The organism is Actinophytocola sp. (assembly GCF_036378875.1).
Taxonomy (GTDB): domain Bacteria; phylum Actinomycetota; class Actinomycetes; order Mycobacteriales; family Pseudonocardiaceae; genus Actinophytocola.
This window is the reverse complement of record NZ_DASUVO010000054.1, coordinates 1-22,350: the sequence shown is the minus strand read 5'-3', so window position 1 is coordinate 22,350 and position 22,350 is coordinate 1. Positions and strand designations below refer to the sequence as shown.

22 protein-coding genes and 1 rRNA gene are annotated in these 22,350 nt (G+C 68.7%); 15 read left to right on the top strand and 8 right to left on the bottom strand.

Annotated features, from left to right (window positions below; genetic code table 11):
* The first annotated feature begins 101 nt into the window (after positions 1 to 101).
* From ccrA to VF106_RS16065, 3 genes are all read left to right on the top strand, one after another.
* On the top strand, positions 102 to 1,472 hold the full coding sequence (gene ccrA / locus VF106_RS16075) for a crotonyl-CoA carboxylase/reductase (RefSeq protein WP_330840517.1): 1,371 nt from the start codon (positions 102 to 104) through the stop codon (positions 1,470 to 1,472).
* Between the two features lie 200 nt (positions 1,473 to 1,672).
* Positions 1,673 to 2,938 (top strand): MFS transporter, encoded by a 1,266-nt coding sequence (locus tag VF106_RS16070; protein ID WP_330840516.1) that lies wholly within the window; start codon positions 1,673 to 1,675, stop codon positions 2,936 to 2,938.
* 44 nt (positions 2,939 to 2,982) lie between these two features.
* Positions 2,983 to 4,089: a GNAT family N-acetyltransferase gene (locus tag VF106_RS16065; protein WP_330840515.1), complete on the top strand. Its 1,107-nt coding sequence runs from the start codon at positions 2,983 to 2,985 to the stop codon at positions 4,087 to 4,089.
* A gap of 13 nt (positions 4,090 to 4,102) precedes the next feature.
* Here VF106_RS16065 and VF106_RS16060 read toward each other — a convergent pair whose 3' ends face one another.
* From VF106_RS16060 to VF106_RS16050, 3 genes are read right to left on the bottom strand one after another with little or no spacing between them, the layout of a single operon-like run.
* Positions 4,103 to 4,609, bottom strand: coding sequence for a LeuD/DmdB family oxidoreductase small subunit (locus VF106_RS16060; RefSeq protein ID WP_330840514.1), 507 nt, complete (start codon positions 4,607 to 4,609; stop codon positions 4,103 to 4,105).
* Positions 4,606 to 5,874, bottom strand: a complete 1,269-nt coding sequence (locus VF106_RS16055; protein ID WP_330840513.1) for a 3-isopropylmalate dehydratase large subunit — start codon at positions 5,872 to 5,874, stop codon at positions 4,606 to 4,608. Before VF106_RS16055 ends, VF106_RS16060 begins: the two co-directional genes overlap by 4 nt.
* The gene (locus tag VF106_RS16050) at positions 5,871 to 7,073 is read right to left on the bottom strand and encodes a LeuA family protein (protein WP_330840512.1); all 1,203 of its coding nucleotides are present in this window, start codon (positions 7,071 to 7,073) and stop codon (positions 5,871 to 5,873) included. Before VF106_RS16050 ends, VF106_RS16055 begins: the two co-directional genes overlap by 4 nt.
* Before the next feature lie 354 nt (positions 7,074 to 7,427).
* Between VF106_RS16050 and VF106_RS16045 the strand changes: the two genes are divergently transcribed.
* Genes VF106_RS16045 through VF106_RS16035 form a run of 3 tightly spaced genes read left to right on the top strand, consistent with a single transcriptional unit; the run spans position 7,428 to position 10,520 of the window.
* A complete protein-coding gene (locus VF106_RS16045; RefSeq protein ID WP_330840511.1) occupies positions 7,428 to 8,435 on the top strand; it encodes a TauD/TfdA family dioxygenase in 1,008 nt (335 codons plus the stop codon).
* Between the two features lie 59 nt (positions 8,436 to 8,494).
* Positions 8,495 to 9,724: a phenylacetate--CoA ligase family protein gene (locus VF106_RS16040; protein ID WP_330840510.1), complete on the top strand. Its 1,230-nt coding sequence runs from the start codon at positions 8,495 to 8,497 to the stop codon at positions 9,722 to 9,724.
* Between the two features lie 13 nt (positions 9,725 to 9,737).
* A complete protein-coding gene (locus tag VF106_RS16035; protein WP_330840509.1) occupies positions 9,738 to 10,520 on the top strand; it encodes a fumarylacetoacetate hydrolase family protein in 783 nt (260 codons plus the stop codon).
* A gap of 1 nt (position 10,521) precedes the next feature.
* On the opposite strand, the gene VF106_RS16030 is transcribed toward VF106_RS16035, so the two are convergent.
* Positions 10,522 to 11,433 carry a GbsR/MarR family transcriptional regulator gene (locus tag VF106_RS16030; protein ID WP_330840508.1) on the bottom strand — a complete coding sequence of 304 codons (912 nt, stop codon included), beginning with the start codon at positions 11,431 to 11,433 and terminating at the stop codon, positions 10,522 to 10,524.
* 155 nt (positions 11,434 to 11,588) lie between these two features.
* On the opposite strand from VF106_RS16030, the gene VF106_RS16025 reads away from it, so the two are divergent.
* From VF106_RS16025 to VF106_RS16000, 6 genes are all read left to right on the top strand, one after another.
* A complete protein-coding gene (locus tag VF106_RS16025) occupies positions 11,589 to 11,849 on the top strand; it encodes a hypothetical protein (RefSeq protein WP_330840507.1) in 261 nt (86 codons plus the stop codon).
* Positions 11,846 to 13,222, top strand: a complete 1,377-nt coding sequence (locus tag VF106_RS16020; RefSeq protein WP_330840506.1) for a serine hydrolase — start codon at positions 11,846 to 11,848, stop codon at positions 13,220 to 13,222. Before VF106_RS16025 ends, VF106_RS16020 begins: the two co-directional genes overlap by 4 nt.
* 56 nt (positions 13,223 to 13,278) lie before the next feature.
* A complete protein-coding gene (locus tag VF106_RS16015; protein ID WP_330840505.1) occupies positions 13,279 to 14,097 on the top strand; it encodes an SAM-dependent methyltransferase in 819 nt (272 codons plus the stop codon).
* 88 nt (positions 14,098 to 14,185) lie between these two features.
* Positions 14,186 to 14,683: an RNA polymerase sigma factor gene (locus VF106_RS16010; protein ID WP_330840504.1), complete on the top strand. Its 498-nt coding sequence runs from the start codon at positions 14,186 to 14,188 to the stop codon at positions 14,681 to 14,683.
* On the top strand, positions 14,680 to 15,297 hold the full coding sequence (locus VF106_RS16005) for a methylated-DNA--[protein]-cysteine S-methyltransferase (protein WP_330840503.1): 618 nt from the start codon (positions 14,680 to 14,682) through the stop codon (positions 15,295 to 15,297). The genes VF106_RS16010 and VF106_RS16005 overlap by 4 nt, the downstream gene beginning before the upstream one ends.
* A gap of 70 nt (positions 15,298 to 15,367) precedes the next feature.
* Positions 15,368 to 16,090 carry a 2OG-Fe(II) oxygenase gene (locus tag VF106_RS16000; RefSeq protein WP_330840502.1) on the top strand — a complete coding sequence of 241 codons (723 nt, stop codon included), beginning with the start codon at positions 15,368 to 15,370 and terminating at the stop codon, positions 16,088 to 16,090.
* On the opposite strand, the gene VF106_RS15995 is transcribed toward VF106_RS16000, so the two are convergent.
* Complete coding sequence (locus tag VF106_RS15995; RefSeq protein ID WP_330840501.1) at positions 16,031 to 17,305, bottom strand: MFS transporter; 1,275 nt, start codon at positions 17,303 to 17,305, stop codon at positions 16,031 to 16,033. The two genes, VF106_RS16000 and VF106_RS15995, sit on opposite strands and share 60 nt — an antisense overlap.
* Before the next feature lie 105 nt (positions 17,306 to 17,410).
* On the opposite strand from VF106_RS15995, the gene VF106_RS15990 reads away from it, so the two are divergent.
* Complete coding sequence (locus VF106_RS15990) at positions 17,411 to 18,481, top strand: DUF5937 family protein (protein ID WP_330840500.1); 1,071 nt, start codon at positions 17,411 to 17,413, stop codon at positions 18,479 to 18,481.
* A gap of 9 nt (positions 18,482 to 18,490) precedes the next feature.
* Here the strand turns inward: VF106_RS15990 and VF106_RS15985 are convergent, their stop codons facing one another.
* Together VF106_RS15985 and VF106_RS15980 are read right to left on the bottom strand one after the other, a co-directional pair.
* Positions 18,491 to 19,483, bottom strand: coding sequence for an ABC-2 membrane transporter-related protein (locus VF106_RS15985; protein ID WP_330840499.1), 993 nt, complete (start codon positions 19,481 to 19,483; stop codon positions 18,491 to 18,493).
* Positions 19,480 to 20,346 carry an ABC transporter ATP-binding protein gene (locus tag VF106_RS15980; protein WP_330840498.1) on the bottom strand — a complete coding sequence of 289 codons (867 nt, stop codon included), beginning with the start codon at positions 20,344 to 20,346 and terminating at the stop codon, positions 19,480 to 19,482. The genes VF106_RS15985 and VF106_RS15980 overlap by 4 nt, the downstream gene beginning before the upstream one ends.
* A gap of 86 nt (positions 20,347 to 20,432) precedes the next feature.
* Here VF106_RS15980 and VF106_RS15975 point away from each other — a divergent pair, with 86 nt between their 5' ends.
* Positions 20,433 to 21,086 carry a response regulator transcription factor gene (locus VF106_RS15975; RefSeq protein WP_330840497.1) on the top strand — a complete coding sequence of 218 codons (654 nt, stop codon included), beginning with the start codon at positions 20,433 to 20,435 and terminating at the stop codon, positions 21,084 to 21,086.
* A gap of 1 nt (position 21,087) precedes the next feature.
* Positions 21,088 to 22,206, top strand: a complete 1,119-nt coding sequence (locus tag VF106_RS15970; protein WP_330840496.1) for a HAMP domain-containing sensor histidine kinase — start codon at positions 21,088 to 21,090, stop codon at positions 22,204 to 22,206.
* A 45-nt stretch (positions 22,207 to 22,251) separates the two neighbouring features.
* On the opposite strand, the gene rrf is transcribed toward VF106_RS15970, so the two are convergent.
* A 5S ribosomal RNA gene (gene rrf / locus VF106_RS15965) occupies positions 22,252 to 22,350 on the bottom strand; the annotation flags it as partial.

Sequence of the window (22,350 nt, the reverse complement as noted above, 5' to 3'; positions counted from 1 at the left end):
GGTCCGGCCGTTGGTGACCGTCCGACCCGCGAGTTCTCGGGTAGCGTCCCGACTGTGCCGGTGCGCCAAGCGAACCCCTGACAGGACAAGGAGTTGCAGCCGTGCGGAAGATCCTCGACGCGATTCTCGCCGACGACCTGGCCGCGGTCGGCGACCTCGAAGTGCCCGACTTCTATCGCGGGGTGACCGTGCGCGCCGACGAGGTGGACATGTTCGCCGGCATGGCCACCGAGGACAAGGACCCCCGGCGTTCCCTGTGCGTCGACGAGGTGCCGACACCCGAGCTGGGCCCGGGTGAGGCGCTGGTCGCGGTGATGGCGAGCGCCATCAACTACAACACCGTGTGGACGTCGATCTTCGAACCGATGCCCACCTTCGGTTTCCTGCGCCGCTACGGCAAGACGTCACCGCTCGCCAAGCGCCACGATCTGCCCTACCACGTGGTCGGCTCCGACCTCTCCGGCGTGGTGCTGCGCACCGGGCCGGGCGTGCACCGGTGGAAGGCCGGCGACGAGGTGGTCGCGCACTGCCTGTCCGTCGAACTGGAGAACCCGGACGGCCACAACGACACCATGCTGGACCCCGAGCAGCGGATCTGGGGCTTCGAGACGAACTTCGGCGGCCTCGCCGAGCTGGCCCTGGTCAAGTCCAACCAGCTCATGCCCAAGCCGGACCACCTCACGTGGGAGGAGGCCGCGAGCCCCGGCCTCGTCAACTCTACGGCGTACCGGCAGCTCGTGTCCCGCAACGGCGCGGACATGAAACAGGGCGACACGGTGCTCATCTGGGGTGCCTCCGGCGGGCTTGGCTCGTACGCGACCCAGTTCGCGCTCAACGGCGGTGCCGTGCCGGTGTGCGTGGTGTCCAGCCCGCGGAAGGCGGAGATCTGCCGGAAGATGGGCGCGGAGCTGATCATCGACCGCAGCGCGGAAGACTACCGGTTCTGGAAGGACGAACACACGCAGGACCAGAAGGAGTGGAAGCGTTTCGGCGCACGGATCCGCGAGCTGACCGGCGGCGACGACCCGGACATCGTGTTCGAACACCCGGGCCGGGAGACGTTCGGCGCAAGCGTGTTCGTCACCCGCAAAGGCGGCACGATCGTGACGTGCGCGTCGACGTCCGGGTACCTGCACCAGTTCGACAACCGGTACCTCTGGATGAACCTGAAGCGGATCGTCGGATCGCACTTCGCGAACTACCGCGAGGCGTGGGAGGCCAACCGCCTGGTGCGGCAGGGCGCCATCCACCCCACGCTGTCCACTGTGTACCCCATGGACCAGGTCGGCCAGGCCGCGTACGAGGTGCACCGCAACCGGCACCAGGGCAAGGTCGGCGTGCTGTGCCTCGCCCCGACCGAGGGCCTCGGCGTCCGCGACCACGCGATGCGCGCCAAGCACCTCACCGCGCTCAACCGGTTCCGCCCAGCGGAGACCGACCAACGTACTGACCATGCCCTGGCCACCACATGACTGACTAGAAATTGATTGTTCGGCGCCTGACACATCCGCCGGACAAATAAACCCGCAGGTCACCGAGTGCGTCCACCCCCAAGGAACACAAAACCTGTCTCGGCGACCAGTCCCGGCCGAGGATCTGTTCTGCGCCAGGGAAACCGGCGTGTTTGTCAAGGGGTGGATGGGTATGGCCGGTGAAGGCCATACTCGTGCGGATGCGCGATCGAACGGCGGTTGGGGACGGCGAGCGTGCCGCCAGGTACCGGGATGTGTTCGCCGTCGGTGAGTTCCGGGTTTTGTTCGCGACGCACGTGGTGTCGATCGCCGGGGATCAGTTGGCTCGGGTGGCGTTGGCGGTGCTGGTGTTCGACCGCACTGGTTCGTCGGCGTTGGCGGCGTTGAGCTACGCGCTCACTCTGCTTCCCGAGTTGGTGGCCGGGCCGCTGCTCGCCGGGTTGGCCGACCGGTTCCAGCGGCGCGCTCTGATGATCGTGTGCGACCTGTTGCGGGCCGGGCTGGTGGCGGTCATGGCGGTGCCCGGGATGCCGCTGTGGGTGCTGGGTGTGCTGGTGTTCGCGGTGCCGCTCGCCGGGGCGCCGTACAAGGCCGCCCGCGCAACGATCATGCCGGTGATCCTCCACGGGGACCGGTACGAGGTTGGCATGGGGCTGGTCTATACCGCGCTACAGGCCGGCATTCTCGGCGGATACGCCGTGGGTGCACCGTTGGTGGCGTGGTTGGGCCCGGAGTGGGCACTGTTGCTCGACTCGGCGACGTTCCTCGCCTCCGCTGTGCTCGTCGCGCGGGGGCTGGGCGCGCACCCGCCACAAACGACGGGAGGAGCGCCTCCAGCGTTGTTGACGGCGTTCCGCTCGCTGGCGGGTCTGGTATGGCGCGACCGGAAACTGCGGTACCTGCTGGCGTTCGGCTGCCTCGCCGGCTTCTACACCGTGCCAGAAGGGCTGGCGGTTCCTCTCGCGGCGCAGATCGGGGTCGGCACGGCATCGATCGGTTTGCTGTTGGCCGCCCTCCCCGCGGGCAGCGCGCTCGGATCCGCGCTCCTCACCCGCCTTGTGCCGCCCTCACGGCGGCTGGTGCTGCTCGGCCCGTTGGCCGTGGCCACCAGCGCGGTGTTGCTGCCCATCGGACTGGTTCCAGGTCTGGGGATCACGGTCGCGCTGTGCGCGTTGTGCGGGTTGCTGTCGGGGCACGACGCGATCGCCGTCGCGACGTTCACCCGAACCGTGCCGGCGGAACGGCGGGGTCAGGCCTACGGGTTGGCCAACGCCATGGTGCGCGGGAGCCAGGGTCTTGGTGCCGCGCTCGCCGGCGTGGTCGCCCAGTACAGCTCTCCGTCGACCGCGATCGCGGTGTTCGCCATGCTCGGCGTTCTGGCGGGGACGGTGGCCGCGGTCGGGTGGTGGCGCGTGCGGCCTGGTCGCTCGGGAGAGAGTCCTTGCCCCACACCAGATTCGGACTAGCATGCGACAGCACGAGCCCGGGAGACCGAAGTGGTGGTGCCAGAGTGAAAACTCCCCAGTCTGGGCCGGACGCCGACGGGACGAGCGACGTCGACGCCGGGACCGCCCGGAAGATCCTTGCCAGCGACGACGTGCTCGCCCTCGTCGAACTGGTCGACGGTGAACGGGAGTCCGTCCGGTCCCGGTGTGTCGACCCCTTCGAACCCGATCCGGACGATCGGCCCGTTCCCCTGGAGGTTCCCAGGTTCTGGGCCGGGCTCATGCTTCTGGAGACCGGTGAGCTGCTCGGCACGATGAGTTGGCGCCCCGTTCCCCACATCGTCACGGTCGCGGGCATCGGATGGAACCAGGGTTTCTACATGCTGCCGGGCGTCCGTGGTCGTGGACTGAGCTCCCGCGCGGGTTTGTTGTTGGCCAGACATCTGTTCGCGACCACCGAGATGGATCGCATCCAGGCGGTGACGGACCCGGAGAACACTCCTGCCCGGCGAGGGCTGGAAGGGGCCGGCTTCCGGCTCGAGGGCCTCGTGCGCGGGATCGAGCGGCGGGGCGGCCAGAGTCGAGACCTGTTGTCGTACAGCCTGTTGCGCTCCGACCTGGAGTCGATCGACGGCGAGCGCGAGGTTCTCGCACAGCGGGATGGCGTGGTGCTCGCACGTGCCCGACCCGGCGATGGCCGGGCGGTCGCGTCCGCATCCGACCGCGCCTTCGCGCTCGACCAGGACGGCCGGATGTCTCCCGAGGCGCCGCGAGCGACGTCCCGCGCAGCGGTACTCGACGCCGCGACCGGAAGCCTGCTCGGTTTGGTCAGCTGGCACGCGGTGGGCCATGGCACCACGTTTGGCTGCGCGGCCTGGAACATCGAGGCCGACGTGGTTCCCGACGCCCGCGGCCGTGGGGTGGGCACCACCGCGCAACGGTTGCTCGTCGAGCACCTGTTCGCCACCACCGACGTGGACCGGGTCGAGTCCGGTGTGGACGTCGACGACGAGGCCGGGCGACGTGCCCTGGAGAAGGCCGGGTTCCGGCGAGACGGGGTGATCCGCGGCGCGCGGCTACGCGGCGGCCAGCGACGGGACATGGCCCTCTACGGCATCCTGCGCACCGACCTCCACGAACCGAACACCGTCGCATCACAGGGAATGGTCTGACGAAGGCTCTCGTTCACAGCTGGGGCGCCGAACCGGCCTGAGGAAGCAGGTTGAGCAGGCCGTCGGCGGCCCAGATCCGGCGGATGAAGTCGCCAGGCGGGGTGAGCGGGATTTCCTCACCCGCCTCGGTGCGGAGGGTGGCGGCGTCGGGGTCGACGGTGATCCGCTGCCCTTTGTGCAGGCGTGTCATGTCGTCGGCGTTCGCGAAGGTGAGGCAGGGCAAGCCGTTGTTCGTCGCGTTGCGGAAGAAGATCCTGGCGAAGTCGACCGCGACGAGCGCGCCGATGTGGTTGAGCCTGAGCGCGCGGATGGAGGTCTCCCGGCTCGATCCGCAGCCGAAGTTCCGCCCGGCGACCACCACGTCGCCCGGTTCGATGGCGGGCTGCATCTCGGGGTCGTAGCCGTGGAACAGTCCCGCCCGCACCTTGTCCGGGTCCAGGCTGTAGAACGCGGGCGGATGGATGACGTCGGTGTTCACGTTGTCGCCGAACAGCCAGACCCGGCCCATAATCTCGGTCATTGGTCTCCCACGTCACGGTAGAGGTCCGGTGCGAGCACACCGCGCACCGCCGCGCGCGCCACAGTTCGTGGGCTGGCCAGGTATGTTCGGCTTTGCCAGTGGCCCATCCGTCCCCGGAAGTTGCGGTTGGAGCTGGACACGCACACGTCGTCCGCGCCGAGCACCCCTTTGTCGATCCCCCCGCACGCGCCACAGCTGGAATGCTCGACGATCGCGCCGGCTTCGATCAGGGTCTCGACGTAACCGGCCCGGAGCGCCTGTTTGAACACCTCCACCGACGCCGGGATCACCACGAAGCGGACGTCGGGATGCACCCTCCTGTCGGTCAGCTCGGCGGCGGCGACCCCGATGTCGGACAGCCTGCCGCTCGCGCAGGAGCCGAGGAAGGCGCTGGTGATCCGCACGGGTTCCAAATCCTTCAGCGGCACCACGTTCGCCGGGGACCACGGCTTGGCGACCCGCGCGTCGAGCTCGCTCAGATCGAGGTCGATCACCCGTTCGTACCCGGCATCGGCGTCCGGTCGGACCAGGGTGCCGAGCAGTTCGCCGTCCCTCGCCACGTAGTAGTCCACAGTGGTCTGATCCGGGACGAAGACGCCGAACTTGGCGCCGATCTCGACGGCCATGTTGGCAATGGCGAACCGGTCGTCCTGGCACAGGGCAGGCGTGGACTCGTCGTGGAACTCCAGACAACGGTACTGCGCGCCACTTTCCCCGAGAAGGGCGAGCAGTGCCAGGACGACGTCCCGCCCACTGGACTGCGCGGGCAGCGTGCCGTGGAACCTGACCGCGATGGTGTTCGGCTTGCGCATCCACGTGGTCCCGGTCGCCAACGTGAACAGGATGTCGGTCGCGCCCATGCCGGTCGCGCACGCCCCGATGCCGCCTGCCATGACGGTGTGGCTGTCCGCGCCGACGATGAGACCACCGGCCTGGCACAGCCTGTGCTCCACCAGCAACTGGTGGGAGATCCCGCTGTCCAGCATGAGGTTGGGAATGCCCTGGCCCCGCGCGAAGGCGAGGAACCGGTTGGAGATGTCCGCCCGCTCGGCCGTCGCAGGCGGCGAGAAGTGGTCGTTGGCCAGCAGCACCCTGTCACGATCCCAAATGGACAGTCCGCGACGCTCGAAGTCGTCGATGAGCAGTGCGATCGTGGCGTCGGGACCGAGCACGGCGTCGACGTCGACCAGACGGTAGAGCGTCGTGTCGTCCCCGTCGCGGGCGTGCGCGTCGATCACCTTGTCGCTGATCGTCCGCCCGCTCATGCGCTGTTCGTGGACAGTCGGTCGTACTCGGCGAGGACGAACTCCGGTGAGACGCCGGCCAGCGCGGAGGCGGTGAACGCCTCCTTCGCGGCGTAGGCACGCTCGTGCTCGGCCTTGTCCCTGTTCTCGACCGCCTGCTTCACCACGTCCACCAGCCGGCGTGCGGTGTCGTCGTCGACCTCGCACGGCGGGTTCGTCTGTCCGAGGATGTGCCGCACCAACGACGCGCCGCTGTGCTTGCCCAGCACGTAACTGCGCTCACGACCGGTCCACCTCGGCGACAGCACCTCGTAGCTGCGACTGTCCTTGAGCATGCTGTCGACGTGCACGCCGGACTCGTGGCGGTAGACGTTGTACCCGGTGACCGGTTTGGTGGCGCTCATGTGTATCCCACTGGTGCGTTCGACGAAGCGCGCCAGCTCAGGTAACAGGTCGGCCCGGACGCCGTGGTGCACGTCGTAGAGGTGGGTCAGCGCGGCCAGGCACTCGGCGAGGTCGGCGTTGCCGGCCCGTTCGCCGATTCCGTTCACCGTGCAGGTGATCGCGCGAGCACCGGCTTCCACGGCCGCCAGCGTGTTGGCAGTGGCCAGACCATAGTCGTTGTGCGCGTGGGTGCAGATCGCGATCGTCGGGTCAAGACGCTCGGCCAGCATTCGCACCAGAGCACGCATGCCGCCCGGGTGCGCGCAACCGACCGAGTCGGCCAGGATCAGCCGGGAGACGACACCGGGTGTGCACACCTCGTCGGCGAGCCGGATCATGTGCGCGGGGTCCGCTCTGGTGGCGTCCTCGAACACCACGTTGACCCCCAGGCCCTCCCCGACTGCCTCGTCCACGCCGGTGCGCATGAGGTGAGCGGCCTGATCACGGGTGATGCCAAGGGTTTCCCGCAGCCGGAGGTCGCTGGTGGGCAGGAACACGAAGACCTCGTGCGCCAGTGCCTTGGCCGCCGCGGCGATATCCTGCCGCAGCGGACGCGCGGTCGCGCCGATCCGGGCGCCGACGCCTGCCCGGCGCATCTCCTGCATCGCCTCGAGGTCCGCGCCGGACGCACCGGGGAAACCGGCGTCCAGCAACCCGATTCCGGTGTCCGCCAGGAGCCGCGCCAACTGCACCTTCTCCTCGACGGTGAACCAGACTCCCGGTGTCTGCTCACCGTCCCGCAGCGTGCAGTCGATCACCTCGACGGTGGTGGGCATGGTGGGTGAAGCCTGGTTTCGTTTTTCCGCCACTGCAACCGTTCCTCCCGGCTGAAGGCTTCGCCGCCTGTGAACGCTCTGCGACCGGGCAGCATCAAACAGTGCTCAAGAGCCCGTAGTCAATAGTGATGTTGGCGCGAAACCTCATCTGTGGCAAAAGAAAACGCCTATGACGCGATCAGCGTGAGTTTGGTGTGCTGGTGCGCCGACTGGAACATGGCGTGGTGTCCCATCTTGCGTCTACACTGCGCCGGCAGTGCAGGTAACGATCTCCGCTAGTGCACCTGGACGCATTGATCGCGTCCGCCCGGTTCGGCTAAACCATGTGCATTGTTTGGACATCCGGAGGCTGGTATGCAACTGACATATGCCTTCACAGACGACGAACGAGATGAGTTGCGTGGCCTGCTGATGACCGTGGGCGCGCACCCCTACCGGGAGCCGATCGTCTTCTCCGACGAGATCGCCGGGTTGATCGACGACGGGAAGGTGTCGCCGTCCCTGGTCGAGGTGACCGACCGGATTCGCAAGGACCGCGTGTCCGGGAGCGCGTTCGCACACGCGCTGCGCAACTGCCCGCTGGACCAGGAAATACCGCTGCTGGACCAGGACGACCCGCTCTCGGACAAGTACGCCAAGAAGACGACATTCGTCGCCGAGTCGTTCCTCTGTTTGTTCGGGCACCTGGTCGGCACACCGCTGCTGTCCTACCAGACACGGTTCAACGGGGACTTCTTCATCGACGTCATCGCGATCAACCGGTACCGCGGCAAGCAGACCGGCTACAGCGACGGGGAGTTGGCGTTCCACAACGATCGGACCGCCCATCCGGTGCGCGCCGACTTCATCACCCTGCTCGGGATGCGGTGCCCGGACGCCGAGATCACCTACACCGGTTTCGTGTCCGGTCCGGCCCTCCTCGCGATGCTCAGCGAGGAGGAACGACACACGCTGCGCCAACCGTATTTTTACACCCCTTTCGATGTGCTCTCCAGAGACAGGAACCAGGCGCTCACCGTCTCCGACAACCATTCGATCTTCTACGACGAGCACAGCGTGCGCTACGTCGACACGCACACGACGGTGGCCCCGGACGCTCCCGCCGAGGCGAAGGACGCGCTCATCGCCTTGAAGAACGCGTTGGTGCGAGCGGAAAAGGTGCGGCACCGCATCCGCACGGGCGATCTTTTCAGCTTCGCGAACCAGGATGGCCTGCACAACCGCGAGCACCTCGAGATCAACGATCCGGAACGAGCAAGGACCCGTTGGCTGCTCAAGACCTACGGTTTCCGGGACCGGGCGGCGGCGGACCGGTACGCCGACAGGTGGATCGACGGGGTGCCCGGCCGGGTCGGCGACTGATCGTGCGGTAGGAAAGTGCTCTGGAAGAACAACTGTCTCGACGACCGGATGGTGAACACATGACGGCACAGGTGGATCCCGCGGCTCTGCGCGCGATGCTGGAACGGGTCGCGTCCGGATCGGCCTACTTGCGCAAGAAGCTCGACGAGGCGAGCGTTCGACCGCAGGACGTCGCCGAGCCTGGCGATCTGTACCGACTGCCGTTCACCACCAAGGAGGAGATTCGCGAGACCCCGGTGATGGAGTACGCCGCCGTGCCCGAGGAGCGGGTCGTGCGGGTGCACGCCTCCACCGGCACCACGGGGCGCCGCACCATCTGTGCGTACACCGCCAGGGATGTCGAGGACTGGACGGAGATGGTCGCCAGGTGCCTGCGGTACACCGGGGTGATGCCCGACGACCGGGTGCAGATCGCGGTGGGTTACGGGCTGTGGGCGGCCGGCGTGGGATTCCAGGCCGGCATCGAGAGGCTCGGCGCGATGGCCGTGCCGAGCGGCCCGGGCAACACCGAGATGCAGTTGGAGATGATGAGGGAGCTGCGCAGCACCGTGCTGTGGGCGACCTCGTCGTTCACCCTGCTGCTCGGGGAACTGGTCGCGCAGCGCGACCTGCGTTCCGAACTCGCACTGCGCATCGCGCTCACCGGCTCGGAACGGTGGGGTGAGGCCACCCGGGCGCGGATCGAGTCGCTGCTCGGCGTGCGAACGTTCGACCTGTACGGGCTGACCGAGCTGTGGGGCGGTGGCGTCGGCGTGGAGTGCGAGCGCCACGACGGCATCCACATCTGGACCGACCACTTCCACGCGGAGATCATCGACCCGGACACGCTCGGGCCGGTACCCGCTGGCACCCCGGGCGAGCTGGTGGTGACCACGCTCCACAAGGAGGCCACCCCGCTGATCCGGTACCGCACCAGGGACCTGACCTACCTGTACGCGGAGCCATGTCCCTGTGGCAGCCCATATCCGCGCATCGGCCGGATCCAGGGCCGGTCCGACGACCAGATCAAGGTGCGCGGTGTCATCTTCCTGCCAATGCAGGTCGACACCGTGCTCGCGGAGATGACCGGTGTCGGACCGGAGTTCCAGGCGCACGTGGATCGGGACGCCGGTGGCCGCGACAGCCTCACCGTCCGGGTGGAGGCCGACGACCGCGGCGTCGCCGGCGAGTTGGAGCGGCGTCTGCGTGACAAGATCGGTCTGCGGATCGAGGTGGAGATCGTCGAGCCGGGTTCGCTGCCCCGCAGCGAGCGGAAGACCCAGCGCGTCTTCGACCACCGCGTCCTGTGATCTTGCCGGGTCGATGCGCTACGCCCGGGTCCGTCACCTCGGCCGGCCACACTGGGCCCGGGTCGAGGACGAGGCGGCCCATCTGCTGTCCGGCTCGCCGATTGAGGGCACTCCGGTCCTGACCGGCACCGTGCCGCTGACCGCGGTCGAACTGCTCCCGCCGGTGCTGCCGTTCGTCTTCTACGCGGTGGGGCTGAACTACCGGGCGCACCTCGAGCGAGCCCGCGCCCGCGGGTTCGTCGACGCGACCGCTCCCGAACGGCCAGAGGTGGGCTACCGGGCCAACAACGCGCTCGTCGGCAGCGGCGCGGACATCGTCGTCCCGCCCGACCTCACCGGTCGGTTGGAGGCGGAGGGAGAGGTCGTCGCCGTCATCGGTCGGCGGTTGCGGCGCGCGAGCCGCGCCGAGGCCCAGGAGTCGGTCTTCGGCTGGACGATCGGCAACGACGTCAGCGCGCGGGAGTGGCAGCACGCCGACCGCACCTTCTGGCGCAGCAAGAACAGCGACACCTTCAAACCGATGGGACCGTGGATCGAGACCGACGTCGACCCACTGGCCCAGACCACCACGGTGCGCGTGAACGGCGTCGCGGGGGCGCGTTTCGCCACCGGCGACATGATCTTCGACCCGTGGGACCACCTCGTCGAGGCATCCCGCTACGTGACCTTCCACCCGGGGGACGTCCTGTGGATGGGCACCGACTCGGCCTGCCCGATCACCCCGGGCGACGTGGTCGAGATCGAGATCACCGGCATCGGCACCCTGTCCAACCCGGTCCGCGCCGACACCTCGTGACTCACCGCTCGAGTGCCTGGCGTTGTGCCGGGCTCAGGCGGTCCGGCCTTGTGGCGATGGTGTAGGCCTCGGGGTTGATGGCTTGCAGGGCAAGGGGATCGGCGATCGCCGGCTGGCGTCGGATCGTGTCAAGGGCGGCGATGACGCGGTCGCGGGGCCAGTCGAGCGCGGTGGCCAGCGTGTCCAGGGTGAGCGGCCGGCCGGCGTGCACGAGGGCGGCGAGCACCGTCAGTGCGTCGTACACGGCGGGCTCGGTGAGGGTGCTGCCGCTCATCTGCTCGCTGAGCCGGGCGAAGAACTGGCCCATCTTGCCGAGTCGGGCACCGGCGGTCGTCTCGGCGCCGAAGATCTCGATGCCCCGCTGTGCGGCGATCGCGATCTCGCCGTGCGCGCCGGTGTCGGCCTGCCACGCCCGGAGCCAGACGTCGTCGTCGATGACGTACCGCTCGCGGCGCCCGCCGGGATCCGGTTGGCGCGCCACGAGTTCCATGGCTTCGAGGTACCCGATGGACTTGGATACCGACGCCGGGCTGACCTGTAGTCGGCGCACCAGGTCGGCTGACGTCAGGCCGCTGGTGTCGGCGGTGAGCAGGCAGACGAACACCCGTGCGGTCATCCGGGGCAGGCCGGTCGCGGCCAGCAGGGCCGCGAACTGGTCCACGAAGCCGCGCACCACCTCGTCGGTCGTCGGCTCGGCGGGACGGGTCGGCCTGCGGCGACGGGCGCGGTGACCGGCGACCTTCTGTGCACGGTCGGCCAGATAGTCACCGGATGCGGCGTTGCGCGCGACCTCACGGCTGATCGTGGACGTCGGCCTGCCCAGTCGTCGTGCGATCTCGGCGTACCCGAGACCGTCGGCCAGCCACGCCTCGATTCGCTGACGGTCCTCATGGGTCAGCCTGCCTCCTGGCATCGGCACACCTCCTTTGCGTTCATCGACAGTACATTGCAACGACCTGGTGGGGTAGTTGCGTTCATTCGCATTTCTGTTGCAATGATGCCTGCAAAAGCGTTGACGACTTCTTAAACGCAACGTAGCTTTTCGCCATCCGGAAAGGGAGGAAAACAATGATGCACGTGATGGCCGTGTCGACCGTCTCGGACGACGGCAAGTTCTGGAGCGGTCTGAAGAAGGCGCACGCCAAGCTCCCCAAGGGCGCCAAGTGGAAGGTGGCGGTCGCGAGCAAGGACGGCGCCAAGGCGGTGAACATCATCACCCACGACTCCATCGAGGGAGTTCGGGACTTCTTCGAGACACACGCCGGCGCCTACGCCACGACGGAGTACTTCGAAGCGGACGCCGCGAACGCGGTCGGTCTCCCCCGATGACGCTCGACGTGCCACGGATCCGAGCCCGGGTCACCGAACTCCTTGCGGAGTACGGCATCCCGAGCGCCGCGATCGGTGTGCTCCACGACGGGGAGGTCACCGAGACCGCGGTCGGCGTCAAATCCGTGGAAACACGGGAACCCACGACGACGGACACCGTCTACCAGTGCGGTTCCATGACCAAGACGTGGACCGCGCTGGCCTTCATGCAGCTCGTCGACGAAGGGAAGGTCGAGCTGGACGAACCGGTACGGACCTACCTGCCCGGCTTCACGGTGGCAGATCCCGAGGTGAGCGCCAAGGTCACCCCTCGTCACCTGCTGTACCACACCAACGGTATCGAGGAAGCCCACGGCGATCCGGGTGAAGACGACGACGTCTACGAGCGCATGGTCGAGAACATCGCCGGCGCGCCCCAGGTCTTCCCGCTGGGTCACACCCACGGCTACAGCGCGGCGCTGGGTTACGCCATTCTCGGGCGGATCCTGGAGGTGCACGACGGCAAACCCTGGGACGACGTCATGCGGGAGCGCCTCTTCGACCCGATGGGCCTGACCAGCACGTACAGCTGGCGTGAGCAGGTGGACGACACCCGGGCGGCGACCGGGCACCTGCTCCGTTCCCTGGAGGAGGGCCCGATCGTCACACCGGTGGACTATCTGCCGCGTGTCTTCGGCCCTGGCGGCAACATCACCTCGACGACCCGTGAGGTGCTCGCGATGGCGCACGTGCTGCTCAACGAAGGCACGGCCCCGAACGGAAAGCGCGTCGTCTCGGCCGAGAGCATTCGAGAGATGACGCGTTCGCGAGTGCCCGTACCGGATCCGTACATGTTCGGGCCGGAATGGGCGCTCGGCCTCATCGTGTGTGACTGGCACGGCCACACCGTCTACGCGACCGACGGCAGCACGATCGGCCAGAACGCCCGGCTCCGGCTCCTGCCGGACACGAGCACCGCCATCGCGATGCTGACGAACGGCGGGCCGAGGGAAAGCTTCTACCGCAACGTGTTCAACGAGATCCTGACCGACCTCGGCATGGTCACCGTCCCCGACCTTCCCGCCCCGGACCCGACGCTGAACCTCGACCTGTCCAGGTACGTCGGCGTCTACGAGCGCCCCGGCGCACGGTACGAGGTGTCGGCCGAAGGCGGAAAGCTGTACCTGACCCTGGTCATCGACCCGACGCAGGCGGAGTTCCTCAACAAACCGGACCGCATCATTTATGAGCTGCTCCCGGTGAGCGAGACACATTTCCTGATGCCGCCCGCGGATTCGTTGGAGGACACCCAGACGGTCGCGATCTACGACTTCACGAACGGCACCGCCCGATACCTCCACACCAACTGCCGGGTGAACCCGCGAACAGAGTGATACCGACACCGCCATGACCTCAGGCGGCACCAAGCCATAGGGTCGGTGTCGTGTCGATGGAATTACCACGATGGGCGCCGGCGGATATCGATCTCCAGCGGCCGAATGCCGCCCGGGTGTACGACTACCTGCTTGGCGGAGCGTCGAACTTCGAGATCGACCGCGTGTTCGCGCACAAGTTGCTCGAACACGCGCCGGAAGCGGCGTCGGTACTGCAGCAGAACCGGGCGTTCCTGGCGCGGGCGGTGCGGTTCTGTGTCGAGCAGGGCATTCGGCAGTTCCTCGACCTCGGTTCGGGGATCCCCACCGTGGGCAACGTGCATGAGATCGCCCAACGGTTGGCGCCAGAGTGCCGGGTAGTCTACGTCGACAACGAGCCGATCGCCGTGGCCCACTGCGAACTGATGCTCAAGCACAATGACAACGCCGGTGCGGTGTTGGCGGATCTGGTGGACGTGGACGCTGTGCTCGACTCGGAGCCCGTGCGACAACTGATCGACCCCACGCAACCGATGGCCGTGATCCTTGCCGCCGTGCTGCACTTCGTCCCCGAAGAGGCCAACCCGTACGACGCCGTGGCCGGCTATGTCGACGCCATGGCCCCAGGCAGCTTCCTCGTGCTGTCACATGGTGCACGCACCGGCCAGCAGCGCTTCCAAACTCTTCGGCGGATGTACGACCAGAGCAGCACCCCGGCAGCCGTCCGCACCCGCGAGGAGATCCAGGCGTTCATGATCGGCACCGAGATCGTCGAACCGGGCGTGGTCTGGACGCCACGGTGGCGCCCGGAGATCACCACGGGGAGCCACCCCGAGGCAGAGGTGATCTACGCCGCGGTGGGCCGCAAGCCCGAGGTGCTCACCATCGCCGAATAGCGACCTCCGGTTGCACGGTTCAGCTGCCGCGGGGAAGGTGATTCGCCAGGCGATCTCACGTTCTGGCCTGCCGCGGCGTCTACGGGGTGTGATCGTGAGACCTTTCGAGCAGATCGTGGACGAGTACGGGCCGATGGTCCTGCGGGTCTGCCGGGCCGTGCTGGGCCCGGTGGACGCCGAGGACGCCTGGTCGGAGACCTTCCTCGCGGCGATGCAGGCCTATCCGGACCTGCCGGTCGACGCGAACGTGGAGGCGTGGCTGGTCACGATCGCGCACCGCAAGGCCATCGACATCACCCGTGCGCAGGCCCGACGAGCTGTTCCGGTGGAAGAGGTTCCGGAGCGGCCGAGCACGTCCAGACGCCCCGAGGCGTGGGACGGGGACCTGTGGCACGCGCTGGCCGAGCTGCCAGACAAACAACGTGCGGCCGTGGCGTACCACTACGTGGCCGGTCTTCCGTACAAGGAGATCGCCGAGATCACCGGGGGCAGCACAGACGCCGCGCGCAGAGCGGCCGCCGACGGGATCAAGTCCCTGCGGGCCACCTATGCGCACACGACGAGCGTGGGAGGAACGACACCATGATGACCATGTCCGACGACCAAGCCAGACACCTGTTCGACGCGCTGCCGGTCCACGACGAGGACACGACACGCCGGCTGCGCGAGCGGCTCGCGGTCGCCGCGGCGCGAAACGGGCTGCTGGACGTGGCCTACCGCACGATCGACACCCCGGTCGGGACGCTGCTGCTGGCCGCGACCGAGCAGGGGCTGGTACGAGTCGCCTACGACCGGGAAGACCACGACGCGGTCCTTGCCAAGCTGGCCGAGGCGGTCAGCTCGCGGATCCTGCTGGCCCCCGCGCGCCTGGATCCGGCGGCACACCAGCTGGACGAGTACTTCGCCAGGACCCGGCGGGTGTTCGACCTGCCGCTGGACTTCCGGCTGTCCAGGGGGTTCCGGCGCGCGGTGCTGGCACACCTGCCGGAGATCGGCTACGGCCGCACGGAGAGCTACGCGCAGGTCGCGGCCGCCGCGGGCAGCCCGAAGGCGGTCCGCGCGGTGGGGACCGCATGCGCGACCAACCCCCTGCCGGTCGTCGTGCCGTGTCACCGGGTGGTGCGTTCGGACGGTGGGTTCGGTGGCTACGTCGGCGGCGAGGACGCCAAGCGAACCCTGTTGAGCCTGGAGGCGTCGTGAGCGAGCTTGCGAGCGAACCAATGTCACAGGGCGACCGCGAGCGGCGTCACCGAGCCTGCGAGGGGGCGTCGTGAGCACCGACCGATTCGCCAAGCGGGTCGCGGCAGCCGACTGGGATACCGTGGCCGACGACGTCAACGACTACGGGTGCGCGCTGCTGCTGCCGCCACTACTCACCCCCTCCGAGTGCGCGAAGATCATCGAGCTGTGGGACGAACCGGACCGGTTCCGGGCGACGGTCAACCTGCGGCGGCACCGGTTCGGCGACAACGGCGACTACCGCTACTTCGCAGAGCCGTTCCCCGAGCCGGTGCGGCGTCTGCGGCAGGCGCTGTATCCGCGCCTGCTGCCGATCGCCCAGGACTGGTACGCCAAACTCGGCAGGGACGCCGAGTGGCCGGACGCCCTGGACGACTGGCTCGCGATCTGTCACGAGGCTGGGCAGACCCGACCGACACCGATCCTGCTGCGCTACGAGCAGGGCGGCTGGAACGCGCTGCACCGGGACCTGTACGGCGACAAGGTGTTCCCGCTCCAGGTCGTGATCAACCTCAACGACCCGGGCGCCGACCACACGGGCGGCGAGTTCCTGCTGGTCGAGCAGCGTCCCCGCGCGCAGTCACGGGGAACCGCGACCCTGATCCCGCAAGGGCACGGCCTGGTGTTCACCACCCGCGACCGCCCCGTCCGCTCGGCACGCGGCTGGTCAGCCTCCCCGGTACGGCACGGGGTGTCAGCGGTGCGGTCCGGCCGCAGGCACACCCTCGGCCTCGTGTTCCACGACGCCACATGAGCTAGACGCGCCTACTGGCTGCTTGCCACGTTCCTTCTCGGTGGCGACGGCGGAGGCGGAGACGAGCGTCGCTGCGGCCAGGCTGCCCCAGAGGGCGGCCGGGCCGTGCGGTGCGAGGGCGGTGATGACCGCCGGGGAGACGGCGAGCCCGAAGCCTGTGGAGACCTCGAAGCGGGCGAGGGCGCGTCCCAGGACATGTGCCGGGGCGAGGGCGGTGACGAGCGCGGTGGCGCTGCCGGCATAGATGATCTCGCCGATGGTGCAGACCACCGACACCGCGGCGACGGCCGGCGCACCCCAGCCATGTCCCAGCGAGGTGGCCGCGAGGAAGCCGAGGTAGGACGCGGCGAGTACCACGCCGGCGAGAGCCAGCACGGTCCGCCGGGAGAAACGCGCCATCAAGATCGTGATCGGCACCTGCAGGGTGACCACCAGCACCGTGTTGGCCACGAAGATGGCCGCCGACCACACCGGGGATGCGTCCAACTGTGTCACCAGGACCAGCGGGAGCGCGATTTCGGGGACGTTGAGGCAGAAGACGTAGACCACGTTGGCGGCCAGTAGCGCCCGCATCCGAGGGGCCGGCCCGTCGTCCCTGTCCTTGACCGGGGTAGCGGCCGGATGCGTGCGGAGGTGGACCGACCACGCCAACGCCGCCGCGGCGAGATAGGCAAGTCCGGTGACGGCCGCCAGTGCCTGCAATGCGGTGGTGCCGCCCGCCAGGCATGCGGTGGCGACGAGCGCACCCACACCCAGGCCGGCGTTGCGCAGCGCGCGGCCACCCGCGAGAGCGGCATCGCGTTCCCTGCCGTGGGCGACCGTGGCCACGAGTGCCGCGTGGGCGGCCGGCCACGCCTGGTTGCCGATGCCGAGGAAGAGCGCCGCCGTCGCGAACAGCCAGACGTGCCCCGCAGGGGTGGCCAGCAGCAGCGCCACGCCCAGCACGCGCACCAGCATCGACGCCGCCACGACCGTGCTGCGTGCGCCCCGGTCCAGCCAAAGGCCCACCGCGGGCATGCACACCAGACCCACGACGATCCCGACCGTCATGGCGATGCCGGTGGCCGGCGCGGACAGCCTCAGCACCGTCACCCCGTAGAGCAGCAGAAAAGGCCGCAGCAGGCCGGTGCCGAGCGCGTCCACGGCCAGCGCGACGGCATACCGAGGGCCTCCGGAGGCACGGACGAGGGCACGGGGGCGGATCTTGGTGGGCATGGCGTCAACGGTGGGGCCGGCTCCCCAGGCTGGGCACGTCGGTTGACGGACACCGTCAACCGACGCGGTCGTCACGCAGGTACCTGTGATGCTGAGGGGGTGAGTGTGAGGATCGACATCAGCGGCTTGCCGGCCGAGCGACTGCGGTTCGCCGCGTCACCGCTGGCCGAGCTGACCGCGATGCTGCACGTGCTGGCCGAACCCGGGCATCATCCGCAGCTCGCCGGCTGGGCCGGGGATGTCTGGGCCGGACTGGCTCCTACGCTGGCCGAGCGGTTGCGGGAGGCGGAGTTCCTCTGGCGTTCCTCGCAGGCCGACTTCCTGATCCCTGCCCGGCCTCGGCAGACCCTCGCCGACGAGCTGGACGACGTTGACCGGATCGACGACGAGACGTATGTGACCGCCGCGCTCGTCACCACCTGCGGCAGCAACCGGGACCACCTCACCACGCGGTCGCCGCTCACCGACGCGACCGCGCGCGAGCGGGCCCTGGACCTGGCGCAAGCCCGAGGCGCACGGCAGGAGGCCTTCGCGGAACGGCTGCTCGCGGACCCGGCCGCCGTGCGGGCGCGGGTGCGCCACACCCTCGAACAGTGCGCTGAAGCGTTCTTCGTCGCCGCCTGGACGGGCGTCGCCGCACAACTCGCCACCGACCTGCGCCTGAAGAACGACCTGCTGAAGCGCCAGGGCATCGAGGCGGCACTGGGATCGGTCTCCGGCGCGATCACCGTGGCACCGGACGGCGACCACATCGTCGTGGACAAGCTGCAGGACAAGGCGACCGCCGCCCACGGCACCGGGGTCACCTTCATCCCCAGTGTCTTCGGCAGCCCGCACCTGGTGGTGGTCCACGCGCCCGGGTGGCAGCCGGTGGTGCAGTACCCCGTGAGTCCTTCGGAGCCGGTGTCGCTGGAGACGGTCACGCTACGGCTGGAGGCACTGGCGCATCCGGTGCGGCTGCGGCTGCTGCGCACCCTGGCCCGCGGCCCGCACACGACCGGGGAGCTGGCCCACGCGTGGGAGCTGTCACCCCCGGAGGTTTCCCGCCACCTCGCTGTCCTGCGCCGCGCGGGCCTGCTCACGTCCCTGCGCCACGGTCGCTACGTCCGCTACACCCTCAACCTGCCCGATCTGACGGCGCTGGGCGCCGATCTACTGGCGGCTGTACTGCGCTGAGTCACGCGATCAGCTGGAGTAGGTGCGGATCCGCCAGAGCCCGAACCCCGTCAGCAACAGGGCCAGCCCGAGGAACGCCGACAGCTCGATCCACTGGAACCGCCAATAGCGGTCGGCGGGTTGATACGTGTAGCTGAAGTGCAGGTTCTGCCGAGCGGTGCACGCCATGGCCGTCTGCCGGTCACTCTGCCGGCACTGTTCCGTCTGTTCCGTGGTGTACGGAGTGCCGTCCGCGTTGAACACCCGGCTGGTGGACGTCAGTGACCACGCGCCGGGCATCGTGTAGCCGTCGAGCCGTGCACCGTTTTGGTCGAAGCCCATGAAGTCCGCGCGTTCGATCGCCTCTTCGTCGAGCTGCACGGTGCTGGTGACCGGTGTCATGAGGTGCTGGCGGAGGGCGATGGGCATGAAGACCTGGATCACGGCGAACAGGACGAGGGTGAGCGCCATGGCCGGCAGCGTGCGGCGCACGAGCAGCCCGATGACCGTGCCGAGGAGGAACGCGAACGCGGCGTACCCGATGGGGGCGATGTTGCGCGAGGCGAACGCCAGCGCGCCGAACCGATCGCCGACCAGCTCGTCGTAGCGGCTGGCGCTCCACGTCAGCAGCAGGCTGTAGAGCCCGGTGACGGCCATGCTGATCAGGATGAGGAGCGCCAGCTTCACCGCGAGCCAGCGGACGCGGGTGATGCTCTGGTTCCAGACCAGGCGATCGGTCCTCTCCTCGAGTTCACGGGTGATCAGCGGCGCGCCCCAGAAGGCCCCGATCAGTGCAGGCACGCCGATGAGCAGCGCGCCGATCAACGCGACCTGTACCTCGTACGCGTCGGCGAAGTCTCGTCGGGCACTGACGCAGTCGGCTGGCTGGCAGCCGACGATGTCGGTGGCGTAGGCGTTCCGCATCTGGTAGCCGAGGATGACGAGGTAGGTCGCCAGCGCGGCGAGCGCAGCGAGCGCGACCACCGCCTGTGTACGGAACTGCCGCCAGGTCAGCCAGATCATCGCTGTGCCTCCAGAGGGATTCGGACCGACGCCTCGGCGGCACGGGTCATGTACGCGAGCCCGACGTCTTCGAGGTCGGCGTGGTCCGCGCCCGGGATCGGGTCGGTGCTGCGGACGATCACGGTGGCCTCGCGGGCGGTGTTGTCGGTGTGGATGACGTCAGCGCCGGCCGGCACCGCGGCCGTGCCGGTGATGCGGTAGTGGACGGCGAGGAGGTCCGCGACGTCGCCGGAGAGCTGGACCCGCGACGCGGCCAGCACGATGAGGTGGTCGCAGACCCGCTCCAGATCGCCGAGCAGATGTGAGGAGAGCACGACGCTCACCCCGAGTTCGGCGACGAAGTCCAGCAGGTCGCGCAGGAACGCGCTGCGCGCCAACGGGTCGAGGGACGCGACCGGCTCGTCGAGGATCAGCAGCTCGGCGCGTTTGGCGGCCGCGACGGTGAGCGCGAGCTGGGCCCGCTGGCCGCCGGAGAGCCGCCCGGCCTTCTGCGCGGGGTTGAGGCCGAGCCGCTGGATACGCCGCTGCGCCAGGGACATGTCCCAACGGGAGTTCAGGCGGGCACCCAGTCTCAAGTGGTCGGCGACCGACAGTCCGGAGTAGACCGGAGCGTCCTGCGCGACGAAACCGACTCTGGAGAGTTGCGTCGCACCGGCGGCTGGCCGGTTGCCCAGCACGACGATGCTTCCGGTGGTGGGCGCGGTCAGGCCGCAGGTCAGCCCGAGCAAAGTGGACTTCCCCGCGCCGTTCGGCCCGACCAGGCCGACGATCCGCCCGGCCGGCACGCGCAGGGTGCAGTCCGTCAGCGCCGTTGTCCGGCCGTAGCGCTTGCCGAGCCTTTCGGTCTCGATGATCGATGTCATGAATTCAGTTGTAGGAGGCGGGCGGTCACAGCACGGTCCGCGTCGTTGTGACCGCGCTGTGACCGCGATCCCGATAACGTCGGAGGATGAGGGTGCTGGTGGTCGAGGACCAGACGGAACTCGCCGACTCGGTGGCCCGGGTGCTGCGCCGGGAGGGCATGGCCGTCGATGTCGCCTACGACGGCGCGGCCGCGCTGGAACGCACCGATGTCGTCGACTACGACGTCGTCGTCCTGGACCGCGATCTGCCTGTGGTGCACGGTGACGACGTCTGCCGCACGCTGGTCGCCCGGGAGGCGTCCAGCCGGGTGCTGATGCTGACGGCGTCGGGCACGATCGCGGAGCGGGTCGAGGGGCTCGGTCTCGGAGCCGACGACTACCTGCCGAAGCCTTTCGCGTATGCCGAGCTCGTGGCCAGGATCCGTGCCGTCGGCCGGCGCGCCCGCCAGGCGGCGCCGCCGATACTGGTCCACGGCGACCTGCGGCTCGACCCGGCGCAACGCATCGCGACCCGCGCCGGCGCCCGGCTGCCGCTGAGCCCGAAGGAGTTCGCCGTGCTCGAATACCTGCTCACCGGCGAGGGTCGGGTGATCTCCGCCGAGGAGCTTCTCGATCGCGTCTGGGACGAGGCGGCCGACCCGTTCACCACCACGGTGAAGGCGACGATCAACCGGCTGCGGGCGAAGCTCGGCGATCCACCGCTGATCGAGACCGTGCCCCGCGCCGGTTACCGGATCTGACATGCCGCCCGTTCACCGGCTTCGGCTGCGTTTCACCCTGCTCTACGGCGTGATGTCGGTCCTGTCCGGCATGATCCTGCTCGCGATCGTCACCGCGCTGGCCCGGGACCTGCCGCCGGCCGACGCTCCCGCACCGCCGGATGAGGAGGCCATTCGATCCATCCGACCGGGTGCGATCATCGCGCCATACCTCGACTTCCGCGCCGACATGCTGCTGGTGTCGGGTATCGCGCTCGCGATCATGGCACCGGTCTCGCTGGCGCTGGGCTGGATGTTCGCCGGGCGCATGCTGCGCCCGGTGCAGGCGATGACCGTCAGCCTGCGGCAGATCTCCGGATCCAACGTCCACGAGCGCCTGGCCGTGGCGGGCCAACGTGACGAGTTCAAGGACCTCGCCGACACCATCGACGGCCTGCTCGCCCGCCTCGAGTCCGCGCTCGACGGCCACAAACGCTTCGTCGCCAACGCCGCTCACGAGCTGCGTACGCCGTTGACCGTCGAACACGCGCTGATCGAGGAACCGCTCATCGACCCCGACGCGACCGCGGAGGCCTTCCGGGCGAACTTCGAGCGTCTGCTCGCCGCCAACCGGCAACGCGGCCGGCTGCTGGAGTCGCTGCTCACCCTCGCCGGCAGCGAGCACGGCCACGACCGGGTGGAGAAGGTCGACCTCGCCGGGATCGTCCAGCAGGCGATCCAGGATCGGACCGCGACCTTCGACCGTCACCGGCTCCAGGTCAAGGCCAACGTCCGGCCCGCATGGCTCCTCGGCGATCCGACACTGATCGCGCGGCTGATCGCGAACCTCTGCGACAACGCGATCCACTACAACGTCCCGGACGGCGTGATCGACATCAGTACACGTCTCGACACCGGTCAGTCGGTGCTGGTCATCGCGAACACCGGGCCTGTCGTCCCGCCCGACGATGTGCAGCGCCTCTTCGAGCCGTTCCAACGACTGCACCGGGTTTCCGACAACGCTCACCACGGGCTCGGCCTGTCGATCGTCCGCGCCATCGTGGCCGCGCACTCCGCCAAGCTCAACGCGTACGCACGCCCGGAGGGCGGCCTCGTGCTCGAGATCGCGTTCCCAGCCGTCGAATCGAACCCGGAGCTGTGAAAACCAAAACGGGCCCCGCTGTTGCGGGGCCCGTCTGGAAAGGATGTCCGGCGGTGTCCTACTCTCCCACACCCTGTCGAGTGCAGTACCATCGGCGCTGGCAGGCTTAGCTTCCGGGTTCGGAATGGGACCGGGCGTTTCCCC